At 57.4% G+C, this 23901-nt stretch carries 24 protein-coding genes; 12 read left to right on the top strand and 12 right to left on the bottom strand.

The annotated features are described in order from the left end of the window. Positions 1-4 precede the first annotated feature (4 nt). Complete coding sequence (locus tag L2D14_09360) at positions 5-847, top strand: alpha/beta hydrolase (GenBank protein ID WNK01626.1); 843 nt, start codon at positions 5-7, stop codon at positions 845-847. Between the two features lie 25 nt (positions 848-872). On the opposite strand, the gene aspS is transcribed toward L2D14_09360, so the two are convergent. The 6 genes from aspS to L2D14_09390 all read right to left on the bottom strand — a co-directional run bounded on the left by aspS (position 873) and on the right by L2D14_09390 (position 5689). Beyond that, the gene (gene aspS, locus L2D14_09365; GenBank protein WNK01669.1) at positions 873-2675 is read right to left on the bottom strand and encodes an aspartate--tRNA ligase; all 1803 of its coding nucleotides are present in this window, start codon (positions 2673-2675) and stop codon (positions 873-875) included. A 100-nt stretch (positions 2676-2775) separates the two neighbouring features. After that, positions 2776-3405 (bottom strand): pyridoxamine 5'-phosphate oxidase family protein, encoded by a 630-nt coding sequence (locus L2D14_09370; protein ID WNJ98091.1) that lies wholly within the window; start codon positions 3403-3405, stop codon positions 2776-2778. Continuing rightward, a complete protein-coding gene (locus L2D14_09375) occupies positions 3402-3608 on the bottom strand; it encodes a hypothetical protein (GenBank protein WNJ98092.1) in 207 nt (68 codons plus the stop codon). The genes L2D14_09370 and L2D14_09375 overlap by 4 nt, the downstream gene beginning before the upstream one ends. 26 nt (positions 3609-3634) lie before the next feature. Then, the gene (locus L2D14_09380) at positions 3635-4303 is read right to left on the bottom strand and encodes an MBL fold metallo-hydrolase (GenBank protein ID WNJ98093.1); all 669 of its coding nucleotides are present in this window, start codon (positions 4301-4303) and stop codon (positions 3635-3637) included. 34 nt (positions 4304-4337) lie between these two features. Then, on the bottom strand, positions 4338-5222 hold the full coding sequence (locus L2D14_09385) for a dienelactone hydrolase family protein (protein ID WNJ98094.1): 885 nt from the start codon (positions 5220-5222) through the stop codon (positions 4338-4340). Next, positions 5219-5689: an RT0821/Lpp0805 family surface protein gene (locus L2D14_09390; GenBank protein ID WNJ98095.1), complete on the bottom strand. Its 471-nt coding sequence runs from the start codon at positions 5687-5689 to the stop codon at positions 5219-5221. The genes L2D14_09385 and L2D14_09390 overlap by 4 nt, the downstream gene beginning before the upstream one ends. Before the next feature lie 204 nt (positions 5690-5893). Here L2D14_09390 and pdxH point away from each other — a divergent pair, with 204 nt between their 5' ends. The 4 genes from pdxH to L2D14_09410 all read left to right on the top strand — a co-directional run bounded on the left by pdxH (position 5894) and on the right by L2D14_09410 (position 9903). Then, a complete protein-coding gene (gene pdxH / locus L2D14_09395; protein ID WNJ98096.1) occupies positions 5894-6478 on the top strand; it encodes a pyridoxamine 5'-phosphate oxidase in 585 nt (194 codons plus the stop codon). A gap of 71 nt (positions 6479-6549) precedes the next feature. Further along, the gene (locus L2D14_09400) at positions 6550-7422 is read left to right on the top strand and encodes a cation diffusion facilitator family transporter (GenBank protein WNJ98097.1); all 873 of its coding nucleotides are present in this window, start codon (positions 6550-6552) and stop codon (positions 7420-7422) included. Between the two features lie 3 nt (positions 7423-7425). Next, positions 7426-8964: an AAA family ATPase gene (locus L2D14_09405; GenBank protein ID WNJ98098.1), complete on the top strand. Its 1539-nt coding sequence runs from the start codon at positions 7426-7428 to the stop codon at positions 8962-8964. Between the two features lie 75 nt (positions 8965-9039). Continuing rightward, positions 9040-9903 carry a universal stress protein gene (locus L2D14_09410; GenBank protein WNJ98099.1) on the top strand — a complete coding sequence of 288 codons (864 nt, stop codon included), beginning with the start codon at positions 9040-9042 and terminating at the stop codon, positions 9901-9903. A gap of 55 nt (positions 9904-9958) precedes the next feature. Here the strand turns inward: L2D14_09410 and L2D14_09415 are convergent, their stop codons facing one another. Together L2D14_09415 and L2D14_09420 are read right to left on the bottom strand one after the other, a co-directional pair. After that, positions 9959-10714, bottom strand: a complete 756-nt coding sequence (locus L2D14_09415; GenBank protein WNJ98100.1) for an enoyl-CoA hydratase — start codon at positions 10712-10714, stop codon at positions 9959-9961. Positions 10715-10730: 16 nt separating this feature from the next. Next, positions 10731-11648: an ROK family protein gene (locus L2D14_09420; GenBank protein WNJ98101.1), complete on the bottom strand. Its 918-nt coding sequence runs from the start codon at positions 11646-11648 to the stop codon at positions 10731-10733. 180 nt (positions 11649-11828) lie between these two features. Between L2D14_09420 and L2D14_09425 the strand changes: the two genes are divergently transcribed. From L2D14_09425 to L2D14_09435, 3 genes are read left to right on the top strand one after another with little or no spacing between them, the layout of a single operon-like run. Beyond that, positions 11829-12302 carry a helix-turn-helix domain-containing protein gene (locus L2D14_09425; protein ID WNJ98102.1) on the top strand — a complete coding sequence of 158 codons (474 nt, stop codon included), beginning with the start codon at positions 11829-11831 and terminating at the stop codon, positions 12300-12302. Next, on the top strand, positions 12299-13204 hold the full coding sequence (locus L2D14_09430) for a hypothetical protein (GenBank protein WNJ98103.1): 906 nt from the start codon (positions 12299-12301) through the stop codon (positions 13202-13204). Before L2D14_09425 ends, L2D14_09430 begins: the two co-directional genes overlap by 4 nt. A gap of 33 nt (positions 13205-13237) precedes the next feature. Next, positions 13238-14290, top strand: a complete 1053-nt coding sequence (locus L2D14_09435) for an MBL fold metallo-hydrolase (protein WNJ98104.1) — start codon at positions 13238-13240, stop codon at positions 14288-14290. 21 nt (positions 14291-14311) lie between these two features. Here the strand turns inward: L2D14_09435 and L2D14_09440 are convergent, their stop codons facing one another. Next, a complete protein-coding gene (locus tag L2D14_09440; GenBank protein ID WNJ98105.1) occupies positions 14312-14629 on the bottom strand; it encodes a metalloregulator ArsR/SmtB family transcription factor in 318 nt (105 codons plus the stop codon). 179 nt (positions 14630-14808) lie between these two features. Here L2D14_09440 and L2D14_09445 point away from each other — a divergent pair, with 179 nt between their 5' ends. Further along, a complete protein-coding gene (locus L2D14_09445) occupies positions 14809-15036 on the top strand; it encodes a sulfurtransferase TusA family protein (GenBank protein WNJ98106.1) in 228 nt (75 codons plus the stop codon). Positions 15037-15057: 21 nt separating this feature from the next. On the opposite strand, the gene L2D14_09450 is transcribed toward L2D14_09445, so the two are convergent. Genes L2D14_09450 through L2D14_09460 form a run of 3 tightly spaced genes read right to left on the bottom strand, consistent with a single transcriptional unit; the run spans position 15058 to position 20665 of the window. Continuing rightward, positions 15058-16203, bottom strand: a complete 1146-nt coding sequence (locus L2D14_09450) for an FAD-binding oxidoreductase (protein WNJ98107.1) — start codon at positions 16201-16203, stop codon at positions 15058-15060. 2 nt (positions 16204-16205) lie between these two features. Beyond that, a complete protein-coding gene (locus L2D14_09455) occupies positions 16206-19499 on the bottom strand; it encodes an efflux RND transporter permease subunit (protein WNJ98108.1) in 3294 nt (1097 codons plus the stop codon). Further along, positions 19496-20665: an efflux RND transporter periplasmic adaptor subunit gene (locus L2D14_09460; GenBank protein ID WNJ98109.1), complete on the bottom strand. Its 1170-nt coding sequence runs from the start codon at positions 20663-20665 to the stop codon at positions 19496-19498. Before L2D14_09460 ends, L2D14_09455 begins: the two co-directional genes overlap by 4 nt. A 199-nt stretch (positions 20666-20864) precedes the next feature. Between L2D14_09460 and L2D14_09465 the strand changes: the two genes are divergently transcribed. Genes L2D14_09465 through L2D14_09475 form a run of 3 tightly spaced genes read left to right on the top strand, consistent with a single transcriptional unit; the run spans position 20865 to position 23833 of the window. Continuing rightward, entirely contained in the window at positions 20865-21503 is a 639-nt protein-coding gene (locus L2D14_09465) for a TetR/AcrR family transcriptional regulator (protein WNJ98110.1), read from the top strand. Positions 21504-21559: 56 nt separating this feature from the next. Beyond that, positions 21560-22885 carry a c-type cytochrome gene (locus L2D14_09470; protein WNJ98111.1) on the top strand — a complete coding sequence of 442 codons (1326 nt, stop codon included), beginning with the start codon at positions 21560-21562 and terminating at the stop codon, positions 22883-22885. Between the two features lie 18 nt (positions 22886-22903). Continuing rightward, the gene (locus L2D14_09475; GenBank protein WNJ98112.1) at positions 22904-23833 is read left to right on the top strand and encodes a histone deacetylase family protein; all 930 of its coding nucleotides are present in this window, start codon (positions 22904-22906) and stop codon (positions 23831-23833) included. Positions 23834-23901: the final 68 nt, after the last annotated feature.

Here is a 23901-nt window from a genome sequence, read left to right on the forward strand (position 1 = left end):
CGGCATGCCTGAAGGTGAAGTGTATCGGAGGTTGGACAAGGTCTCCCTTGATGCGGCGTACAATAACTCCGCAGCTGTCAAAGACAGTGCTGATCGGGTAGAGGATTGGGAGCGGATCGGGAAAACGGTTCGTGCGAAACCGAACGCCCGTCTCGATCTTGCCTACGGTCCGCTGCCCAGGAACAAGATCGATTATTTTCAGGCGGCGCCGCAGAACGCACCGCTCCTTGTTTTCATCCACGGCGGATACTGGCAGCGCAACAGCAAGGAGACGTTCTCCTATGTCGCTGATGGCCTGGTGCCGCTCGGGATCAACGTGGCGGTCATCGGGTATACGCTGGCCCCCGAGGCCTCTCTCACGCAGATCGTCGGCGAGACCATGCAGGCGCTCGATTTTCTGTACGATGCAGCAAACGATCTCGGTTTCGACCCAACGGGGATATTTGTCAGCGGCTGGTCGGCCGGCGGGCATCTGGCTGCCGCTGCCGCGGCGCATCCGCATGTCGCAGGTGTCCTGTCGGTCAGCGGAGTTTTCGACCTGGAACCGATTGAGAAGACCTACATCAACGACATTCTCAACTTAAGCCAGTCCGAGATCGTGCCGCTCAGTCCTATCCACAACATCCCTGCGCGGCGCATTCCTTATCTGCTGTATGTCGGTGGCGACGAATTGAGCGAACTGCAGCGGCAATCGGCGGCGTATGCCGACGCATTGCAGCAGGCCGGCCTGACGGCGGAATTGTCAGTGCCGCCCGGCTATAATCATTTCACGCTTGTCGAAGAGATGGGACGTCCGGATGGATTGCTGGTGCAAGGCGTGCGTCGGCTGATTGAACTCGCCGAGTAAGGGCTACCGGAAGAAACGGCGGTGCTCAGTCTTCCGCAGGCGCGGGACCAACTTTTTTCGCCTTCGGCATGTCCAGCTTGATCGACAGTTCCTTCAGGCGTCGGGCTTCCACTTCCGTGGGCGCGCCCATCAGAAGATCTTCGGCCTGCTGGTTCATGGGGAAGGCGATCACTTCGCGGATGTTCTGCTCGTCGGCCAAAAGCATGACGATACGGTCGATGCCGGGGGCCGAGCCACCGTGCGGCGGCGCGCCGTACTGGAACGCGCGCAGCATGCCGCCGAACTTGTCCTCGATGACATCCATGCCATAACCGGCGATCTCAAAAGCTTTGACCATGATGTCGGCGCGGTGGTTCCGGATCGCGCCCGACGACAGCTCTACGCCGTTGCAAACGATGTCGTACTGGTAGGCCAAGATATCGAGCGGGTCTTTGGTTTCCAGCGCCTCAAGGCCACCCTGCGGCATCGAGAACGGGTTGTGCGAGAACTCGACCTTGCCGTCGTCGTCCAGTTCGTACATCGGGTAGTCGACGATCCAGCAGAAGCGGAACACGTCCTTTTCGCACAGATCGAGGTCGGTACCGGCCTTCATGCGGGCGGCGCCAGCAAAGGCAGAGGTTTCCTTGGGATCGCCGCAGACGAAGAACACGGCATCGCCGTCCGCGAGGTCGAGCTGGCTGCGCACGGCTTCGGTGCGTTCTTCGCCGATATTCTTGGCGATCGGTCCGGCACCTTCGCCGTCACGGAAGAAGATGTAGCCCAGGCCGGGCTGGCCTTCGCTCTGCGCCCACGAATTCATACGGTCGCAAAAGGCGCGGCTGCCGCCGGTCTTGGCCGGAATGGCGATAACGCGGACGGCGTCGTTCTTTTCGATCATGCCGGCGAAGACCTTGAACCCGGAACCGCGGAAATGCTCGGTCACGTCCTGCATCTCGATCGGGTTTCTGAGGTCCGGCTTGTCGGAGCCGTACTTGGCCATTGATTCCGCATAGGGAATTTCCGGGAACGGCGTCGGCGTCACCTTACGGCCGTCGGCGAATTCCTCGAACACACCGGCCATGACCGGCTCGATGGTGCGGAAAACGTCTTCCTGTGTGACGAAGGCCATTTCGAAATCGAGTTGATAGAACTCGCCCGGCGAGCGGTCGGCACGCGCGTCTTCGTCACGGAAGCACGGTGCGATCTGGAAGTACTTGTCGAAGCCGGACACCATCAGCAACTGCTTGAACTGCTGCGGCGCCTGCGGCAGGGCATAGAACTTACCGGGATGGTTACGGGCCGGCACCAGATAGTCGCGCGCACCTTCGGGCGACGACGCGGTCAGGATCGGCGTTTGAAATTCGAGGAAGCCCAAGTCCGTCATGCGGCGGCGGATCGAGGCGATGACCCCGTTCCGGAGCTTGATGTTCCGCTGCATTTTCTCGCGCCGCAGATCGAGGAAACGATAACGCAGACGTATGTCCTCACCATATTCCTGATCGCCCGCAACCTGCAACGGCAACACTTCCGCCGGGCCTTCGACATTTACCGCGCGAATGCGGATTTCGACATGTCCGGTCGGGATGTTCGCGTTGATGGTTTCCGCTGAACGCTCGACGACCTCGCCGGTGATGGTCAGCACGCTTTCCGGGCGTGCTTCTTCGACGATCGGGAACAGATCGCTCGAGGTGTCGATAACGCACTGGGTCAGCCCGAAGTGATCGCGCAGGTCGACAAACAGCAGGTTGCCGTGGTCGCGCTTGCGGTGAACCCAGCCGGACAGACGGACCGTCTCGCCAACGTGCTCGGGACGCATTGCGTCGCAGGTATGCGTACGGAAAGGATGCATGGTGTCGGTCACGGCGGCGATCTCCGGGCGTATGGCAGTTATTGTGAATTCAGGCGCGAGGTTTAAGCGCCAAACCCCGGATATGCAAGGGGGAAGGGCATCACCACAGCGACTTTGCCGCCCGTCCGGGCCATTCGGCGTCGTAGGCTTCGCCGTCAATGCCACCGTCGTCGCGGGTTTTGGTCTGCGCCGCCAAAATATCGCCGGGTGACGGCAGGGATTTCGGGTCCTCATGCTCGGCCGGATCCCACAGTTTCGCGCGCAGGATGGCACGCGCGCACTGGAAATAAATGACGTCGATATCGATGACGATGACGGAGCGCGGCGGTTTGCCCTGCTCGGTGAAGCTTTCCAGCAGTTCGGGGTCGATGCTGAGCTTTGCGCGGCCGTTAATCCGAAGTGTCGTGCCGGCCCCCGGGATCAGGAACAGGAGTGCGACGCGCGGGTCGCGGACGATATTGCGCAACGTATCGACACGGTTATTGCCGCGCCGGTCGGGGATCATCAGGGTCTTTTCGTCGTGAATGCGGACAAACCCCTTGAGATCGCCCCGCGGCGAACAGTCGATGCCTTCGTCGGCGACGGAAGCCAGGGCGACAAACGGCGAGGCCTCGATCAGGCGGCGGTACTCTTCGGTCACATAGGTACTCTCCTTGACCAGCGAAGCTTCGGCGGGGCTGTGATAAATCTCTTCGAGGGCCTCGATGCTCTCGATCAGGTGCGCGCTCATGCTTTGGATTCTCCGATCCGTTCATCGAAAAAGGTTTGGGCGTCAGGAAAACCGTCCGGGTTTGCGGCGAACTTGTCGCGGCAGCCGGGATTACAGAAACCGACCGTATGGCCGCGATAGAATGTCAGGCTGTCCGGCTCGACCGGCTTACCGGAGAACGGGCAGACCGGATTGACGCATTCGTTCAGGATCGGATCTGGCATGGTCTCGCTCCTTGCGTTTCGTGGCTTCAGGTGCCGCCGACGTAGGGATTGGTCTTTCGTTCCTGGCCAAAGGTCGACATCGGACCGTGTCCCGGTACGAATGCCGTATCATCGCCGAGCGGCCACAACTGCGTGGTGATCGAGTTTATCAACTGATCGTGGTCCCCCTTCGGGAAGTCGGTTCGCCCGATCGATCCCTGAAACAATACATCGCCGACAAAGGCAACTGAACTCTCCGGCTGGTGAAACACCACATGACCCGGTGTATGGCCGGGACAATGATACACATCGAATGTGACATTTCCGAGTGACACCGTATCGCCGCCTTCGAGCCAGCGGTCGGATTCAAACGCTCGCCCACCCGGAAACCCGTACTTGGCGGACGACGTCGGGATATCCTTGATCCAGAACTTGTCATCGATGTGCGGCCCTTCGATCGGCACACCCAGCCGTTCGCGCAATTCGTCGGCGGCACCCGCATGATCGGCATGGCCGTGCGTCAGCATGATCTTTTCGATTTCGCAGCCGGTTTCGCGGGCGGCTGCCAAAAGCCTGTCTATATCGCCGCCGGGATCGATGAACGCGCCCTTGTTGGTTTCAATACACCAGACAAGGCTGCAATTCTGCTGTAGCGGGGTCACCGGGACGATGGCAGCGCGGATCGGTGGTTCGGAATTCGGATTTGTTTCTGTCATGGTAGCGGCATCCTAAGCGCCGCTGTGGGGACGCTCAAGAAAGATGCGCACGGAGCCATTCAAGTGTCCGGGAAATCGCCTTGGCGCGCGCCGCGGGATTGCTGCCTACGTGGACTTGCTTCTGCCCAGCGGCATAGCCGGCGCTTTTTGTAATGATCGTTTTGAGCTTCGAACTCGGATGATCGAAGTTATGATAGGCGCCCGGATAGATATCGATAAACATCGGTGGGGCGTTGCCGGCGCCATTCACGCGCTGAACCAGTTCTCTGCACGGCGCGGCAATGGTCCAGTCATCAAGTGCCCCGTGCTGGATCAGGGCCGGGACACGCGGCCGGTAGTCCGGGAATGATTTCTTGAGCGCAATGCATCCCGGATAAAACAGGACGGCTGTCCGGAAGTCGGACTTTCCGTTCCCTTTTGCGGCAGGGGCGCCGGCGCGGATCGTGTGCAGGCCGGCCATGGCGCCGTTGGACCAACCGAGCAGGGCGATCTTGTTCGGATCGATACCCGCTCGCCCGGACAAATACCGCAGCGCCGCCATGGCATCGTATGGACGTTGAAGATCCGGCTTCACCGGTCTTTCCCGGGTCTGGCACAGACTGCCGAAACCGCGTGAGCCAAAACTGTCAGGAAGCAGCAGGGCCCAGCCTTCTTTTTGCAGGATGTCGGCCCAGGCACGTTCGCGTGCCCGCACTTTGCCGGATTTGGTGAATAGCCCGGCACAACCGTGCAGTATGACGACGGCTGGTGACGGTGTGGCACTTCCGGCCGGTGCGGGCAGAAAGACCGCGTTGATTGCCTCGCCCTGTTCGTTGCGAAAACTTATCCGCTCTTCAGCACGAACCGGGGAAAGGGGGAGCAGGAAACTCAGCCAAACGATCAGCCCCCATAGAGCGGCTGATCGAAAGCCGGCGTTCAACCCGCGATTTTCCAGGTGCCGTCCGCTTGGCGGCAAGCCGTGCCGACGCCTTTTTCCTGCTTGCCGTCAACGTAGATCGAAGTTTCGAACTCGCGGCAATCCGAACCTTCAGTGGTACGGTAGGTGCTGACGGGGGTTACAGTGCCGGAATGGCCCGAGTCGGGATTCCGCCATGTGGATGCCTGTCCGACCTTGTTGTATTCAAGGGCATCCTGCGCCGTGCGTTGGGCATACTGCTTGTCGGCCTTGTCCAGCGACTTGCCGATTTCGCTCCCGGCCCATGCACCGGCCAATGTGCCGACAGCAATAGCTGCCATAGCCCCTTTGCCGCCACCGATTTGCGAACCCAAAAGCGCGCCCAGACCGGCACCGGCCAAGGTGCCGATGGTTTCTTTTTCACGGCCTTGTTCACAGGCGGCCAGGGCCAGACATAAAACGATGGCGATCAGTGGTTTTGTCGTCTTCATTGCGGGAAAGTGCCTCTGTCATGTTAGTGTTGGCGATCTTTAGAGCAGTTACCGTGAACATCCATCAAAAGCACGGCAAATATCTTGGCGATCGAATGTCGACTTTCACCACATATCCCTATATCAACGGGTTATGGCGAAAATGCGGCAGCATTATAGCGCACAATTAAATTGAATTCAGTGACAGAAATCACGGAACGCGACATGGCAGACTTAAAAGAACCTTTTGAGCTTTTCGGAAGCTGGTTCGAAAAGGCCAAAGAAAGCGAACTGAACGACCCGAATGCGATGAATCTGGCAACGGCAACGCCGGATGGCCACCCGTCGTCGCGGATGGTGCTGTTGAAGGACTTCGATACAGCCGGTTTTGTTTTCTATACCAACCTTGAAAGCAACAAGGGCCGCCAACTCGCGGATAACCCGCATGTTGCCCTTAATTTTCATTGGAAAAGCCTGCGCAAACAGGTGCGCGTTGAAGGTAAGGCATCGCCTGTCAGCGACGAGGAAGCCGATACTTACTTCCAGTCCCGTGCGCGTGGCAGCCGGATTGGCGCATGGGCGTCGAAACAGTCCCGTCCAATGGAAGGCATGTTCATCCTTGAGCGCCGGGTCGCCGAGTACACGGCCAAATTCAATATTGGCGAAGTGCCGCGCCCGGAATTCTGGTCCGGTTTTCGGGTCATACCGCAATTGATCGAATTCTGGTCGGACGGAAAATTCCGACTGCACGAACGAATCGTATATCATCGTGATGGCGAAGGCTGGACGACGGAGCGCCTGTTCCCGTGAGCGTGACGCACGAACCTCCGACAAACGGCAATGTAAATGCCCCGCATCCCGTGATTCGGGGCGGCAGCCTTATGCGTGCGGCTGCCATTGCGTCAGTAAGCGTGGCATCGATTTTGATCGTCACGAAATTCGTCGCCTGGCTGATGACGGATTCGGTAAGCCTGTTGTCGACGCTGATCGATTCCATCCTTGATGCAGCGGCATCGCTGGTCAATTTGCTTGCCGTTCACCATGCCTTGCAGCCGGCTGATCGCGAACACCGTTTTGGACACGGCAAGGCCGAGCCGCTGGCGAGTCTCGCACAGGCTGCCTTTATCTGCGGCTCGGCAGCATTCCTGCTGGTTCAGGCCGGCGAGAGGGTGGTGCACCCAAGAGACGTCGTGAATGCCGATATCGGCTATGCGGTCATGGTGTTTTCTATTGCCCTTACGATACTGCTGGTCGGATTCCAGCGTTACGTGGTCAGCAAATCCGGTTCGGTCGCAATCAATGCCGATAGTTTGCACTATAAAACGGACGTGCTGATCAATCTCGGCGTTATGGGGTCGTTGTTTCTGTCCAGCTATTTCGGTTGGAAATATGCCGACCCGTTGATCGCGATCCTGATTGCTTTGTATATCGTCAAGGGGGCATGGGGGATCGGCAAGACATCACTGGCGATCCTCATGGACCGTGAACTGGAAGACGATGACCGCCAGAAAATCCGCAACATCGTCATGGCGCATGAAGAAGTAAAAGGGCTTCATGATCTCAGAACCCGGTCATCCGGCGTGCACGTCTTTATCCAGTTTCACCTGGAACTGGATGGAGACATGATGCTGAAGCAGGCGCACGATATCTCGGAAGAAGTTGAGCGCGAACTGATGGAGGCATTTCCCAATGCCGAAGTTATCATTCACGAAGATCCGGAGGGCGTCGAAGAGATGCGCATGACTTTTCGCTGAATCATGGCTGAAACGGAACAGCAGCAGGTTATTGAATTCCTGTCGGCCACATTGGCGATGGATGGTGCGCCACCGAATATCATCACCACGCATATCTCGGTCATTTTCCTGAGCGGTACGCGTGCTTTCAAACTGAAGCGCGCCGTCAAATTCCCGTTTCTTGATTTTACGACCCTTGAGGCCCGCCACCAGGCCTGCCTGCAGGAGGTAGAGATCAACCGGCGTACAGCGCCGAGTATTTACAAAGGCGTCGTTCCCATAACCGAACAGAACGGGACGCTGGCCATGAACGGCCGGGGGAAAACAATCGAATGGTTGGTCGAGATGGTGCGCTTCGATGAAGCCACACTGTTCGACCGTCTGGCAGGGATTGAAAAGGGGCTGAGGCGGCCGTTGATTGAAAATCTGGCGGACACGATTGCAACCTTTCATGCCAAGGCTGAAATCAAACGCCACGCAGGCGGTGCGCCCGGTATACGCAAGATTGCCGAAAACAATATCCGGGCCTTCAAGCTGCATCAGGCAAGCGGCATTCTCGATCCCGCGCAGGCCGAAGCCGTTACGGCAAAGACGCTCGGTATGATCGATAAACTGGCCGGCGTGCTGGACAAGCGCCGGGATGTTGGCCGTGTGCGTGCCTGTCATGGCGATTTGCACCTCAGAAACATATGCCTGGTGGATGGGCAGCCGACGCTTTTCGACGCCATTGAGTTTTCGAGCGAGTTCTCGGAAATAGATGTGCTTTATGATCTCGCCTTTTTGCTGATGGATCTCGATTTTCACGGCAAGCGCAGGTTATCGGCCTTCCTGTTTAACCGTTATCTCGATGTCGGGGACGAACAGGCGGATACCTTTAATGTGCTGCCTGTCTTTCTGACGATGCGCGCGCAAATCCGCGCCCATGTCGGCGCAGCGATCGCGGCTTCGCAATCAGACCCCGAAGGAGTGGCTCGCGAGGCAACTACGGCACAGCGTTATCTGGACCTGGCGGAAACCTATTTGAACGATCACAGTCCCCAGATGGTTGCCGTCGGCGGCTTGTCCGGGTCGGGGAAATCACGTCTGGCACGTGAAATCGCCCCCTATATCGGGCGTGCGCCTGGGGCGCGAGTGGTCCGCACGGATGTCGTCAGAAAACGCCTAAGCGGCACGCATCCCAATGAAAGCCTCGGAGCGGAGGGATATACCCCGGAAATGACAGTCCGGACGTATCAAACATTCATCGAACAAGCACGCGATGCGATCAACAACGGGCAGAGTGTCGTGCTGGATGCCGTCTTTGCCAAACGCGAGCAGCGGCTGGACGCCGAAGCACTGGCCGATGAATGTAAAATCCCGTTTACGGGTATTTGGGTAGACGCGCCGGAGGAGGTACGCATCCAAAGGGTCTCGACACGCAAACGTAACGTTTCCGATGTTACGGTCGAGGTCGCGCAGCAGCAGTCAGGTTATAATCTGGGTGATATGACCTGGGCGCGCATTGATAGTTCCGGAAAGAAAAGCGAAACAGTCAAGCAGGCCATTAAGGTTCTGAAAATTTAACCGACGCTTTGCGAATTGCCGCGAAAAAGCGCATGATATTAGACAACAATAATTCAAGACAGGTAGAGGTGCTCAATGGTCAATACGATCCTGTGTCCCCTGAGTGGAGCTCCGGAAAACGAACAAGTTCTGGATAAGGCATATTCGGTCGCCAAAGATCTGAAAAGCCATCTTGAGGTTCTTCATGTCGAGCCGGAAGCCAAGGAATCCATCCCGTTATTGGGGGAGGGGATGTCGGTCGCCATGGTCGAAGACATGATCAATATGGCGGAGAAGGAAGCCTCTGAGCGGGTTTCGCGTGCCCGAAAACTCTTCGATGAAAGTGTCAAACGTCATAACGCGAAGGTTGCTGACAAACCCAGTGGCGAGAAAATGATGACGGTCTCGTGGCGTCATGAGCATGGCCGCGAGGATGAGGTGGTTGCTCGCATTGGCCGCCTTAACGACCTGATCGTTGTTGCCCGGCCCGGCGACAGTGACGATGTCCTGACGCCGATGACCCTCAACGCCGCGATTTTTGAAAGTGGCCGTCCGGTTCTCGTCGTGCCGCCGGGGGCATCGGAATCCAAGCGCAAACGCATAGCGATTTCGTGGAACGGCAGCGTACAATCGGCACGGGCAGTATCGACTGCAGTGCGCCTTCTGGAGCAGGCGGACGCGGTGATGGTGCTGACCGCCGACAGCTTCAGAACATCGGGTGCACGTGGTCCTGAACTGGCGCAATATCTTGAATGGCACGGGATCGTCCCGGACACCAAGATTTTTGAAGCTCCTGCTGGAAGTGTGGGGCCGCGGCTTCTGGAAGAATGCGAGAAATTCGGTGCTGATCTGTTGGTGAGCGGGGCATACACGCACAGCCGCATGCGGCAGTTGATCCTGGGCGGCGTGACCAAGCATGTGCTCGGCCATTCCAAGATACCGATGCTGATGGCGCACTAGAAGCCAGTAAACCTTCGTTGATGAAGCCCCCGGTTCGGTTGCTTGTGGTCGCGGATTAGGTTTTCGGCCGCAATACCCGGGCCATGAATTCTGCCGGCTCGGCGCTGTTATAAGAAGCGGCAAAAGCCTCCATGCTCTCAGCGATGGCCTCGTCAATGGGCAGTTCATCCCATGACTGGTTGAGGCGTTTTTGCGTTCTGACGGCGCCGGGTGCAGAGGCGAGAATCGCCGCAACCGCCGTATCGACAGCGCCATCCAGAGCTTCCGGTTTCACCAGTTTCTCGACGAAGCCCCAGTCATAGGCGGTTTTCGCATCGATGACCTCACCGGACAGCACCAGCCAGCCGGCCCGGCCCCGGCCCATCAGGCGGGGCAGCAGCACCGCCTGAATGACGGAGGGAATGCCGACGCGAACTTCCGGCATGCAGAAGCTGGCGTTCTCACTGGCAACCCGAAGATCGCATGCCGCCGCCAGTTCCATGGCGCCGCCGATACAAGCACCCTGCAGCCGGCAGATTACCGGCACGGGGATGTCGAAGACGGCCTGAATGGCACGGCGCAGGTTATCGATGAAGGCGAATGCGGTGTCTTTGGTCAGGGACGACAGTTCGGTTATATCGGCACCGGCGGAGAAGACCTTGTCGCCCTCGCTTCTCAAAACCACAACCCTGAGATCCTTATCGGCAGCAAGGGAAGCCGCAGATGCGGCAATGCCGTTGACGATTTCCGTGTTGAAGGCATGACGCTTTTCAAAGCGCGATATGACGATTTCGGCAACGCCGTTTGGTTTCTTTTCAATCTTAACGCTCATGGATGTTCACTACTTTCTATTCGTTCGGCCATAACCAGGCGGCGCCTCTGACACCGGAACTGTCGCCGTGCCGGTTCTTGACGATGGGGGTCTCGCAGACATCCGAGAAGACATATTGCCCGAGTGCCTTCGGCAGGACGTCGTAGATGATTTCAAGGTGCGACAGGCCGCCGCCGAACACAATGATGTCCGGGTCGAGGATGTTGATGACGCCGGAAACGGCCCGGGCCAGACGGTCGACATAGCGCTGCAGGCTTTCATGGGCGAGTGAGTCACCCCTTGCGGCAAGGGCGACGATGTCATTTGCCGGCATGTCGCCGCCGCCGCCGGCCTTGTGGTCGCTGCTAAATCCGGGGCCGGACAGAAAGGTTTCGATGCAGCCGTTCTTGCCGCAATAACACTTCGGCCCCGGATGTTCGGAGAGCCCGCCAATGGCTTGCGTCCAGGGCAGGGGATTGTGTCCCCATTCGCCGGCTATGGCATTCATCCCGGCATGGGCCTGTCCGTTGATCGCCAGCCCCCCGCCGACGCCCGTTCCGAGAATGATCCCGAAGACCATCGCGCAGCCCTGTCCGGCGCCGTCGACGGCTTCGGACACGGCGAAACAGTTGGCATCGTTGGCAATGCGGACGGGTCGTTTGAGGGCGCTTTCAAGGTCGCGGTCCAGCGCATGCCCGATCAACCATGTCGAGTTGGCGTTCTTGACCAGACCCGTCCTGGGTGACGTCGCGCCGGGAATGCCGACGCCAACCGGTGTTTCCGGTGCACAGCCGGCGTCTTCGGCGACAACCTCGACAAGACCGGCAATGGCCCGGACGGTCGCGTCATAATCATCGCGCGGGCTTGCTATCCGTTGGCGCGCGCGTTCGCGGCCATCGCCGCCGAGGACGATGGCTTCAATCTTTGTGCCGCCGAGGTCAATGCCAATTCTCACCTGAAAACACTACCTCATGGAAAAGTCGGAGGGGAGACCCGGAATTGTATCAAAACCCTATATTTTGTTGGTTGTACGAGATGTGGGTTTTTTGTTAACCATTATATACAAAGATTAGTTAAAGCGGATTCGGCTTTGGCGATAACTGGGCATTCAAATGGGTATTCTGGGGTTTTCGATATGATGGACGACGTGATGCGGGCTGCGACGCCGGAAACAGACGTTCCTGCAGCCTGGGCGGCTGACATGGTTGACGTCCGGCCTGTTTTCAGAGGGCTTACGGACGGTGGCATAGCAGGTAAGGATATCGCCCGGATGTTGGGGGTTGCGCCTTCGACCGTCAGCAAATGGCGCCGTGGTACGGCCCGCCCAAACGAAGACGCCATTCAGTTTCTGACCCTGATCCTGGCGGATGTTATCGGCGCCAAGGAGCGTACCCTCGATGCCATGGACGGGGTCCCCCTGGCTTGGCGTCTTGGGCGCGAGAGCGAACTGGCTGCCATGCGTCAGTCGCTTTTGCAGCAGGAAGCCATCAATCGTGCGCTTAAACCGATTTCGCTTCGCGACGGTGCACGGATGTTCAAGGAATGGCTGGAGCGCGCGAGCACGCCCATGCGCCCGATGCGCCCGCAAAATGTGAGGGTCGTGGCGTGAGTTCATCCGCTTTCAATGCGCTTGGCCTCTCGCAGGAAGGGCTGCAGACGGCGCTCGGTATCAAGCAGAGTTACAAAAATCGAGAACCGCTGATTATCCCGGGCGATGAAGACCGGCTATTGGTGCCGGAAAATCTGCTGAACAGGGACATAGATTTGTCGGGCCTGGAAGATCCGCTGGCTTTGGCGATGGTCTGTTCGCGTGATCCGGAAGGATCAATGGCGCTGGCGGCGACGGCAAGGCTTTGCCCGCTCGGCAATTCCACGAAACTTGTCCGCGGCGTGGTCGAGATCATCGGCGAGACGTCCCGTCACGAGCTTGTGCGCGAATGCCTGAAGTATGTCACCGACCATGCGTTTGAGCCCGACAGCATCGGCAAAGTCAGGCAACATGCGTCGAAGATCGTCACGGAAAGCCGTCAGCAATATACGGCGGCATTGCGCGAAAACCTCAAATCGCTGCTGGATGGTGAAATCGCGCCCCGGCAATTCGTTCGTGAATTCTTTGAACTCACCGAAGCCGGAAATTTACGGCACGATATCCGCAAAAAACTGATTCTCAGCTTGCTGCTGTCGTCATCTGTCCGGCCGTCCATCAAGTTCCTGATGCTTGAGAATTTCGAGCGCATTCCGAAACAGGTCAAACTCGGTATAGTGTCAGCCGTACTCAAGGCAGAACCGACACGTCATACAGAGATTATCAAGGAAGAGCTGAAATACATCATCAATCAGGAACGGATCATCCGTGAAGGACATGACATTAACGGCCGTCCGGCGCCGGATTCTGTCATTTTAGCGCATAAGACCAGAGCCGCCGATTATGTGCCGGAAGAATTTCCGATGCCGTTTCCAGGCGAGCAGCATCCCGAGCGTCCCCGTCCGGCATTTGCGATGAAATCCTGACGGGACTGCCTTAACGTCTATTGCAAATCACGCTTGAGACGCTACAAACGCGCCATGACTTATGTACCCGATTACGTCTTTGACGGCGAGCCGGCACTTGGTGAAACCATCGAGGTCCTGCCGGGCATTCACTGGCTGCGCATGCCGCTGCCCTTCAAACTGGATCACATCAATCTTTGGCTGCTCGAAGATGGTGACGGCTGGGTCGTCGTCGATACCGGCATTTGCCGCGACGAAGTCAAGGCCGCCTGGGAGATTCTGTTCAGCGGAGTTATGCGCGAACGGCCGGTCACGCGCATTGTCGTGACGCATTTTCACCCGGATCATGCCGGCCTTGCCGGGTGGTTTTCAGCGCGGTTCAATGCGCCGCTGATCATGCCGCTGACGGAATGGACATTCGGCCGGATGCTGTCGATGGACAGTGAAGAGCATTCCGCGGACGCATTCGGAACCTTTTATAAACGGGCTGGCTTTACCCCGGAAATGATGAACTCGGTTGCGCGCCGTGCCAGTGGATACAAACATAACATTGCGCCGTTACCATCGTCCTTTCACCGCATTTCCGATGGGGAAAGCATTAATATTGGCGGCCGAAAATGGCGTATGATCGTCGGCCGCGGCCATTCGCCGGAACATGCCTGTCTTTATTGCGAAGAAGCGGATGTCCTGATTTCCGGGGATCAGGTGCTGCCGAAGATCAGCCCTAATGTCAGTGTCTGGCCTCAGGAACCGGAAGGCCGTCCGCTTGAACTGTATATTGATTCGATCGCCCGTCTGCGGTCCGAAGTGAGCGGCGACCCCTTGGTGCTGCCAAGTCACAACTGGCCGTTCAGGGGGGTCCATGCGCGTCTGGACGACCTGGACGCGCATCATGTGGAGCGATTGAACGAAACGGTCGATGCCCTGCATGTACCGAGCACCGGTGTCGAAGTTCTTTATCGTCTTTTCAAGCGTGAACTGGACGAGCACCAGACGTTCTTTGCCATTGGCGAGACGCTGGCGCATCTGCATCACCTTGTCGACGATGGCCGCGTCACACGTATCTGCGGGGAGGATGGCGTGGATGTTTTCTCGCGGGCGGCCTGAGCTTCGCGGGGGTTAAGCGGATTAGATAAGCTTTGCGTCCCGGAGCGCCTTCAGGACCTGCATCGCGACATTGCCATAAAGTGAATAATAGATTGTCTGTGCATGGCGGCGGGTCTTTACCAGCCCTTCCTGGCGCAATCTGGCCAGATGCTGGGATAGCGCAGACTGGCTGAGGCCGGTTACATCTTCCAATGCCGAAACGGAGGCTTCTCCACGCGACAAGTGGCAAAGGATTTTGAGGCGGTGTGGGTTGCCCATTGCCTTGAGGACGTTGCTGGCACGTTCTCGCGGATTGAAATTCAAAAATTCAGGTGATTGACGTGTCGCTAGAGTGGGCATGGTCTTCATCTTGTTGCTGTATCGACTTCATGTCGGCATTGCGAATGACTACACTGGCGGATACGTATTTGGCCAAACACAGTTTCGTGACCTGCGCGACTCAATTTTTGCCGTGCTCTTGTAAATCCCTGTGAATTAATCGAATTTACGTCTAATGGAAATTGCTCTGGGGCCGATAAATGAACACCATTCACCTTGACCTGAAAGGGCTCAATTGCCCGCTGCCGGTCCTTCGTGCGAACAAGAAAATGAAGGATCTCATGCCCGGCGATGTTCTGGAACTCGAGGTGACCGATCCTGCAGCGCCAAAGGATTTCGAGATATATAGTGCGACGACAGGCCATGAGTTGGTGAGCAATAATGAAGATGGCGGCGTATTTTTTATTGCCCTGAAAAAGCGAAGCTAGATCCAGCCAGCATCAAGTACTTCACTTCACCAGCCTCGCCGGTGATATCACGCTGAGATCGACACCTTTGTCGATTACCTCGCCAGGGTCGGGGATGTTCAAAATCCGGTGCGTTGCAAGCCTGGCCATTGCGTCCGATGTCGTGATGCCGTAACCGCCTTGCCCAGCGAGCCAGAAGAATCCCTTGGCCCGCGGGTCGAAGCCCAGCGCCGGGACGCCGTCATCGAAGAAGCTCCGCAGCCCCGCCCACTTGTTGTCGATCCGCCGTATTTGCATCGTCGTCGCGTTTTCGATGCGATCGACAGTGACGGCGATATCGTACTCGTCAGGTTGTACATCGCATGGCGGCATCGGTGTCGCTTCTTCCGGCGAAGCAAGAATGCGCCCGGCATCCGGTTTGAAATAAAAGGTTTCGTCGATGTCGTTGATCATCGGCCATGTTGAAGTGTCGTGTTCGCTCGGTGCCTGAAAAACAAGCGCCGTGCGCCGCTTCGGCTGGATCCCCAGCGGCGACAACCCGGCCATCTGGGCAATCTCGTCGGCCCAGGCCCCGGATGCATTGATGACGACTTCGGCATTCACGGTGCTGTTTCTCGTTTCGAGGCGCCATAGGCCTGAAGTGCAATCTGCAGCAAGGACGCCCGCATCCGTTAGGATGACGCCGTCTCTGGATTTGAAGCCTCTCAGATAGCCTTCGTGTATCGCCGCGACGTCCATGGACATGGCGTCAGGCTCGAGAACACCGACGGCAGCCCATTCCGGTTTCAATACAGGGACGAGGTTACTGACGGCATCACCTTCAAGATATTGAATAGTGGGAGTTAAGGCGCGGCATTGCTCGAAAAGATTGTCTGCCTTTTCGCGCCGGTGTTCGCCGCCGATCAGCATGAGCCCCAAGGGATGTAGCAGCGGATTGTCGGCAAACCCGGACGGCGGAGCATCGAAGAACGACCGCGAAGCCGCCGTCAGCGCACGGATCACCGGTGGCCCGTATGTCTCGGTATAAACGGCGGCCGAGCGGCCCGTTGAATGGTACCCGGGACGGTCTTCGCGTTCGAGCAGAAGAATATCCCTGCCGCTGCCCAGTTGTTCTGACAAGCGATAGGCGAGCGAAGCGCCGGCAATGCCCGCGCCGATGATGGCAAACCTTACATTATGTATAAGCACGTTTATTCCGCAGCGTTGGGTTCAGCCTGGGGCTTGTTCGGTGTCGGAGAGGTAATCGTCGTGCTATCGGCTGATTTGTCCTCGATAGCCGGAAGGCCGCTCTTGCGGTCATCGGCGTCCTGATCGGCCTTTCGCTGCATGCGCTCATCACGGTTGCGCTCGACAGCGGCACAGAAAAGCGACATCAACGGCGGAATGATTGCCAGTGTCAGAATTGCGGAAAGCGACAAGCCGCCAAGGACCACCGACCCAAGGCCGCGATACAATTCCGATCCGGCACCCGGGAATAACACCAGCGGCATCATGCCGAAGACACTTGTCGTCGTCGACATGAAGATCGGCCTGATCCTGTTCGAGGTGGATTCCATGATGGCGTCGGTAACGAACATACCTTCCTCGCGCATATGATAAAGCGTCTGGTGTACAAGAAGAATGGCGTTGTTGACGACAATCCCGATCAGGATCACGAAACCCAATAGCGTAAGCATGTCGAGCGGCTGGAACGTGAACTGGTTCATCACCGCCAGCCCCAGTACACCGCCGGCTGTCGCCAGTGGCACCGACAGCATGATGACCATCGGATAGACGAAACTTTCAAACAGGACGGCCATCACCAGATAGACAATAACGACGGCAATCAACAGATCGAATTTCATATGCGCCCAGGTCTGGTTCAGGCTGTCGGCCGTTCCCGTCATGCGCAACTGGACACCCGGCGGCAGTCCTTGTGCCTGCAATTTATCAATGACGCCTGTTTGCAGTGTGTCGAGAGCCGTTTCCAGCGGGACTGAATCCGGCGGTCGAATTTCAAGCGTCACGGTCCGGAGTCTTTCCAGGTGATTTATCTGCGTAGGGCCCGACGTGACAACGATATCGGCAAGCTCACTCGCAGGCAGAATGATGCCCGAAGGGGTGGAAACGGGCAGGTAGTTGATGCCCTGAGTCTCCGTTACCTGATTATCTGGCCCCTTGATCTTCAGATCGATGCGTTTGTTGCCGACGGTAATCTCGGCAACGCGCAGACCGTCGTTGAATGCATCCAGTGTATCGGAAAGTTGCCGCGCGGTAACGCCGTTATCCGCCAGTTTTACCCGGTTCGGATAAACCCGTACTTCAGGCGCGCCCAGTTCAAGTCCGGGTTTCGGTCGCAATTGCGTCCCTTCGTTTCTGGGCAGGACCTGCTCCACCAGACCGACAGCCTGTACGGCAGTGCCGAGGATGGTTTCAAGGTCTTCACCCATCACATTCAATTCAATAGAGCGCGAACCGCCGATGCCGCGCCCGAACAGCGAACGCTGGGAAATAAGGCCGAACGTGCCCGGCTCCTTGAGGGCCGCCGACTTGAGGATCGGGATCAGATCCTTGACCCGATCCGGATCGTAAGCCGATGCACCCAGGAATGTGATGCCGCGCGTGGCGACAAAGAAGAACCGGTCAACCAGCGGTGCGCCATCGGCACGTTTTCCTTCCGGGTTATTCTCGGCCAGCAACGGAATCATTTCGGCCTCGAATTTGGAGGCAATGTCTTCCGTGGTGTCGAGGTTGTAGCCTGGTGGCGGTGCAACGACGCCGAAGATCAGGTTCCGATTGCCGTCCGGCAAGTATTCGAGCTTCGGAAGCAGGGCATATGTGGTAAAGGCGCCTGCACTGCAAAGGACCAGCACGGTTGCGATCGAAAGCATTTTGCTGGCGATGACGCGGCGGGTAAACCCAATCACGAATGCATGGAAGCCCTCGGCAATATTATCGATGCCGGGGATGCGACGGCGCGTAATGCTGTGTTCGTCCGGACCGCCGAGCAGCTTTTTCGACAGTGCCGGAATGACCGTGATAGCCACCAACAGCGATAGCATCACCGACACCGAAAGTGCCACGGCGATATCGCGGAACAACTGCCCGACCTCGAGATCCATGACAAGAATGGGGATGAATACCATGACGGTTGTCAGCGCGGACACCAGGACCGCGACCCAGACCTGTTTGGCCCCGAGGTATGACGCCTCGACACGGCTATAGCCTTTTTCGCGCAATCTGAAGATATTCTCGAGCACGACAATCGCAGCATCGACGACCATGCCGACGGCAAATGCAATGCCGGCCATCGAGATCACGTTGAGTGAACGGCCAAGGAAAGCCATGGCGACAAAAGCACCAATGACGGATACCGGGATGGCCATCGAGACAATCAGCGTTGCGCCGCCCGAGCGCAGGAAAATCAAAAGGACAAACGCGGCCAGCAGGCCGCCGATGACGATGTTCTGCTGCACCAGACTGATCGAGGAATCGATGTACACCGTCTCGTCATAGACCTGGATGAGCTGAAGTTGCTGGCTCGGCAGAAGTTTATCGTTCAACTCAGTTATGGCGGCGCGGATGCCGTCCATTGTTTCAATCACGTTGGCGCCGGTTTCACGCACGGTGTTGATGGCAATTGCAGGGCGTCCGTTCACACGAATACGTGCACTCGGATCGGAGTAATCAAAAAGCACCTGCGCGATGTCGCCGACGGTGACACGGGCAACACCGACACCGGTGCCGTCGCTTTGCGAGCGAATGACGACATTTTTGACATCCTCGAGCGACGTGAATTCGCCTTCGGTGCGGACAATATAGCGGCGCTTGCCTTCATCGACGTCACCGGCGGAAACAGATGAGTTTGCGGCACGCATGGTGTCGACGACGTCGGACACCGTGAGTCGATAACGCGCCATGGCATTGGGGTCGACACGGACGACCATCTCGCGATTGGCGGCGCCATACATGTTCACACGTGAAACACCGGTTACCCGTTCAAGGCGGTCCTGAATGACATCTTCGGCATAATCGCCGAACGTGTGGATAGCCTGTTCATTGTCTCCGGTCCGTACCAACACGAACCAGGCAATCGGATTGTCTTCCGAACTGGCGGTGCGGATCGACGGCTGATCGGCTTCATCGGGATAATTGCTGACGCGGTCGAGACGGTTTGCAGTCAGCAAAAGTGCCCGGCTCATATCCTGACCGACGGTGAACTCCATCGTAATGCGCGAGCGGCCGTCCTGGCTTTCCGAGGATATCTCCTCAAGCCCTTCAATCCCCTTGAGGACCTCTTCCTGCTCGTTGGTGATTTCGCGTTCGATTTCAGCAGGTGCGGCGCCCGGCCAGATCGTTTCCAGACTGATGATCGGTTTGCGGACGTCAGGTGTCAGCTGAATCGGAATTTTGGCAAGTGCAACAGCACCGAACATGACGACCATCAGAACCGCCGCCAGAACGGCGATGGGCCGCTCAATCGATAAGCGGATCAAGCCGTTCATGATGCTTTGTCCTTTGCCGCCGGGGTATTGCTGTTTTTGATCGGCTCGCCGGGGAACAGCCGCTCGTTACCCCGAATGACGACTTCGTCGCCCTCCTTAAGGCCATTCTCAACGACAAACCGCTGGCCGATCGCCTGGCCAAGCTTGACCGGTGTAAAGGTTGCCTTGCCGTCGGCATTGAGCACGACAAGCTGTGTGCCACCGCGATTCAGGATGGCGTCCTTGCTGACGGTCACGACATCACGGATTTCGCCGGCCGGAACATAAACGGTCACGGTCTGATTGGCTGCCTTGGAGCGGACAGGGCCGGTGAAATCGGAAACAAAGCGGACGCGGCGGGTCCGTGTGCGCGGGTTTTCGTCGGGGATCACGGCGCGGACGATGGCTTTCAGTTCAGAGCCGTCTTCCATGACCGCCTTCAGTTCGCGACCCCGGTCAAGACCGTCGATCCGGATTGCCGGGACATCTGCCTCGATTTCAAGATTGTTGTCGTCAAGCAGGGTGACGGTGGGATCTCCGACGCGAAGATACGCCCCAGCCTCGGAATGACGCTCCGTGATGATCCCGTCATAGGGGGCATGAATAACGGTGTTGGCGAGGGCGATCTCGCCCAGTTCCAACTCGGCCTGGGCGGATTTCAATTTGGCACTGGCTTCGCCGACCTCGCTCTTGGCACGGATGGTTTCCTGCTTTTTGTCGCTGAGACGTGCCGGCGAGAAGGCAGGGGAATCCTTCAGACCCTCAAGCCGTTTCAATTCCTGCTCCAAAAGCTGCATACTGGCGCGGCTGGTTTCCAGGCTGGCCTGGGCGCTGGCGACATCGGCTTTGCGGCGATTGCGCTCCCAGACAAAGGAATTGTCGACGAGCAGGGCGATGACATCGCCGGCGGCGACCCGGTCGCCGACTTCAACCATGTATTTTTCAACCGGGCCGGCGACGCGCACCGCGACGACTCCCGTCTGATGGGGAACAAACCGGCCGATGACAGGGACGGTCTGACGCAGCGGTTCTGTGCGGACAGTATCCATGCCGACAGCTTTCGCCTTTGGGGCGGCGGCTGCGGGTTGCTCCTTCGCATCTTGAGCGTGCAAAGGGGGCATGACGAACATTGAAAGCGCCAAAGCAGCAAAAACCTGTCCGATATTGCGGTATCCGAACGTCGTCATCTTCATTTTCCCCAACAGGCAACCAAAGCCAGTCTAAGTGCAAAAAAATACCCTGACGGCAAGGCCAGGCAATGCGTATATGAGACAATCCTGAAATTAGACTGGACGGTCCAGTCTAATTTAATTTAGTTTAATTTCTAAGGCAATCGAATTGTGCCTTCACGTCATCACATCTGCATGCACGGGAGACTATTCAAGAGTGGCGGTTTCATTGGAAAAATCGGCAAATCAATTGTCTCCGGCATCGGCTGCAAAACATGAAGCCATTGTCTGTGCGGCAGCCCGTGTTTTCATGTCGATGGGCTACGGTGCGGCGAGCATGGACCTGATTGCTTCCGAAGCCGGTGTGTCAAAGCAGACGGTTTACAGTCACTTCGGCGCTAAAGAGGCATTGTTCGAGGAAATCGTCAGCAGTAAGTGCAAAGAATTGATGCGGGCGAACGGCGGACACGTCATGCGGGATGCTCCCCCCGAACTCATGCTTTTTGAAACAGCCAGGTTGTTTCTGACACTTGTGTTGAGCAAGGAAAGCATCACACTTTACCGGACGATATTGTCCGAATGCGAACGTTTTCCTGAACTCGCGCAGGCATTTTATCGGGCCGGACCGAAATCAGCGATGGAAAGCCTGGCGGCAGACCTCGATGTATTGGCATCGCAGGGAAAGTTGAAAATAGAAGATCCAAAAGCCGCTGCCGGCTTGTTTTTCGCCATGCTGCGCGGCGATTTACACATGCAGTGTATCCTGGCGCTGCGCGAATTACCGGGTCCAGACGAAATCTCGGAAAAAGCACGCGCCGCAACGGATGTCTTCATCCGTGCCCACCGGCCGGACTGAGCGGTTGGGTAGGGCCGTTGTAATTGTGTCGCAATTGCATTGAAAAAAATGTTTGCGTGGCCAAAATATCCCTTATGCGAATGCTTAAGCATCTGATCTTCGCGACAGCGACCTTTCTGCTTCTTTCTGGCGAAGGAAATGCAGACCTGATTGGGCACGGCGGCATGGTCAGGAGCGTCGATGTATCGACCGATGGCAAACTTGTCATAACCGGCAGTTTTGATTTCTCGGCGCGGGTATGGAATTTCGGCGATCAAAGCGAACTTGCCGTGCTGGACCTTCATGAGGGGCCCGTAACAAGCGTCACATTCGACCCGACAGGTAAGCGAGCACTGACCACGAGTGACGATTATCGGGCGATTATTTGGGATCTCGCCTCATTTACGCCAATTCACAAATTAACAGGTCACAAGCACAAGGTGATGACTGCTGCTTTTTCGCCGTCCGGCAAGTTGGCCGCAACGGGGTCGTGGGACAAATCCATCAAGATATGGGATTTGCAATCCGGCAGTGAAATCAGAGCTTTGCAAACCAACAGCCCGGTCAACGCCGTGATCTTTACTCAGGACGGAAAATATCTGCTGAGCGGCGGCCATCATCCTGTCATTGAACTCTGGAATGCCGATACGGGGGATATTGCCGGAAAGCTCGAAGGCCATTTGATGGGGGTCACCGCGTTGAGCCTGTCACCGGACGGAAAGCAACTGCTGTCGGCAAGCATCGACAAGACCATTCGGCTCTGGGATCTGGAAAAGATGGCTGAAGTGCGCAAACTCGATGTGCGCGACGGCCAGGTTTACGACGTGGAATTTTCACCCGACGGCAAGCGTGCATTAACCGCGGGTAAGGACGGCTATATCGTTGAATGGGATTTATCCAGCGGCAATCCGGTCCATGAAATCGCAGCACATGAACGCATTGCCTGGGCCGCGACATACACCCCGGACGGACGGTTCGCCGTTTCTGCGAGTTCCGACGAGCAGGCAAGAATTTGGCACATCGAGACAGGTGACAGGATCGGGCAAACCTATATCGCCGAAAACGAACCGCAGCCATGGCTGGAGAGCAATCATCCCGGGGCCAGGCTTTTTACCAAGTGTGCGAAATGCCATGCGCTAAGCGCCGACGGTCCTGCACGTTCGGGCCCGCATTTCGGGGGCCTCTTTAACCGCGAGGCCGGTGCTGTGGAAAACTACCGGTACTCTGCTGCGTTGACAGGCGTTAAGTTCCGTTGGGACGAAAAGAACCTTTTCCGGTTGTTCAGCGAAGGGCCGGACAAGATGCTGCCCGGCACCAAAATGCCGGTACAACGTGTAACCGATAACAAGCAGTTATCGGATCTTGTGGACTATCTCCGTGCCCTGACGACAAAGGGTAACTGACCCCGAAAGGGCACTTGCATGACGACTTTTCTTTATTCCCATCCGGCCTGCATCGAGCACGATCCTGGCGAATACCATCCGGAACGCCCGGATCGGCTACGCGCCGTCATGGCCGGGCTGGAGGACGAAAAATTTCAGCATCTGCATCGTGAGGAAGCACCGGTCGTCGACCTGGCCGACGTCAAGCTGGTGCATAAGGCAGAATATGTCGACATGATCATGGATAATGTGCCGAGCGAGGGGCGCGTCAGGCTCGACCCCGATACGGCAATGTCACCGAAATCGGGTGAAGCCACGCAGCGCGCTGCAGGTGCCGGGGTTGCTGCCGTCGATGCGGTTATAGCCAAGCAGGCGAGGAATGCCTTTTGCGCGGTCCGTCCGCCGGGTCATCACGCCGAATCTTCGCAGGCCATGGGCTTCTGTCTTTTCAATTCGGCTGCGGCTGCAGCTTTTCATGCCCGTGCCAAGCATGGTCTGGAGCGTGTCTGCGTGATTGATTTCGATGTGCATCACGGCAATGGCACGCAGCACAGTTTTGAGCATGTGGATGGCTTGTTTTACGGCTCGTCGCACCAGTACCCTGCCTATCCGGGGACCGGCTCCACCTCGGAACGCGGCCAGTACGGCAATGTCTGCAATGTGCCGCTGGCGCCGGGGACGGGCTCGAAAGGTTTCCGAGACGGGTATGAGGAAGTCATGCTGCCGGCGATCCGTGCCTTCAATCCGGAACTGATCATCATTTCGGCCGGTTTCGATGCGCACAAGAACGATCCACTGGCGCAACTGGAGCTGGAGACCGCGGATTACCGCTGGGTCACAGACAAGCTGCTTGATGTGGCGGACGAGGTCTGTGACGGGCGGGTTGTCTCGATGCTGGAGGGTGGCTACGACCTCGATGCCCTGCGTGTCAGTGTCATGGAGCACGTGCAATCGCTGATGGAGCATTGACAGCTTGCCCGTACCGGCCTTGACGCCTAGACTGCGCGCCGTTTTCGAATTGCCGAAAAGAGGTTGTC

This window comes from Thalassospiraceae bacterium LMO-JJ14 (assembly GCA_021555105.2).
Lineage (GTDB): Bacteria > Pseudomonadota > Alphaproteobacteria > Rhodospirillales > Casp-alpha2 > UBA4479.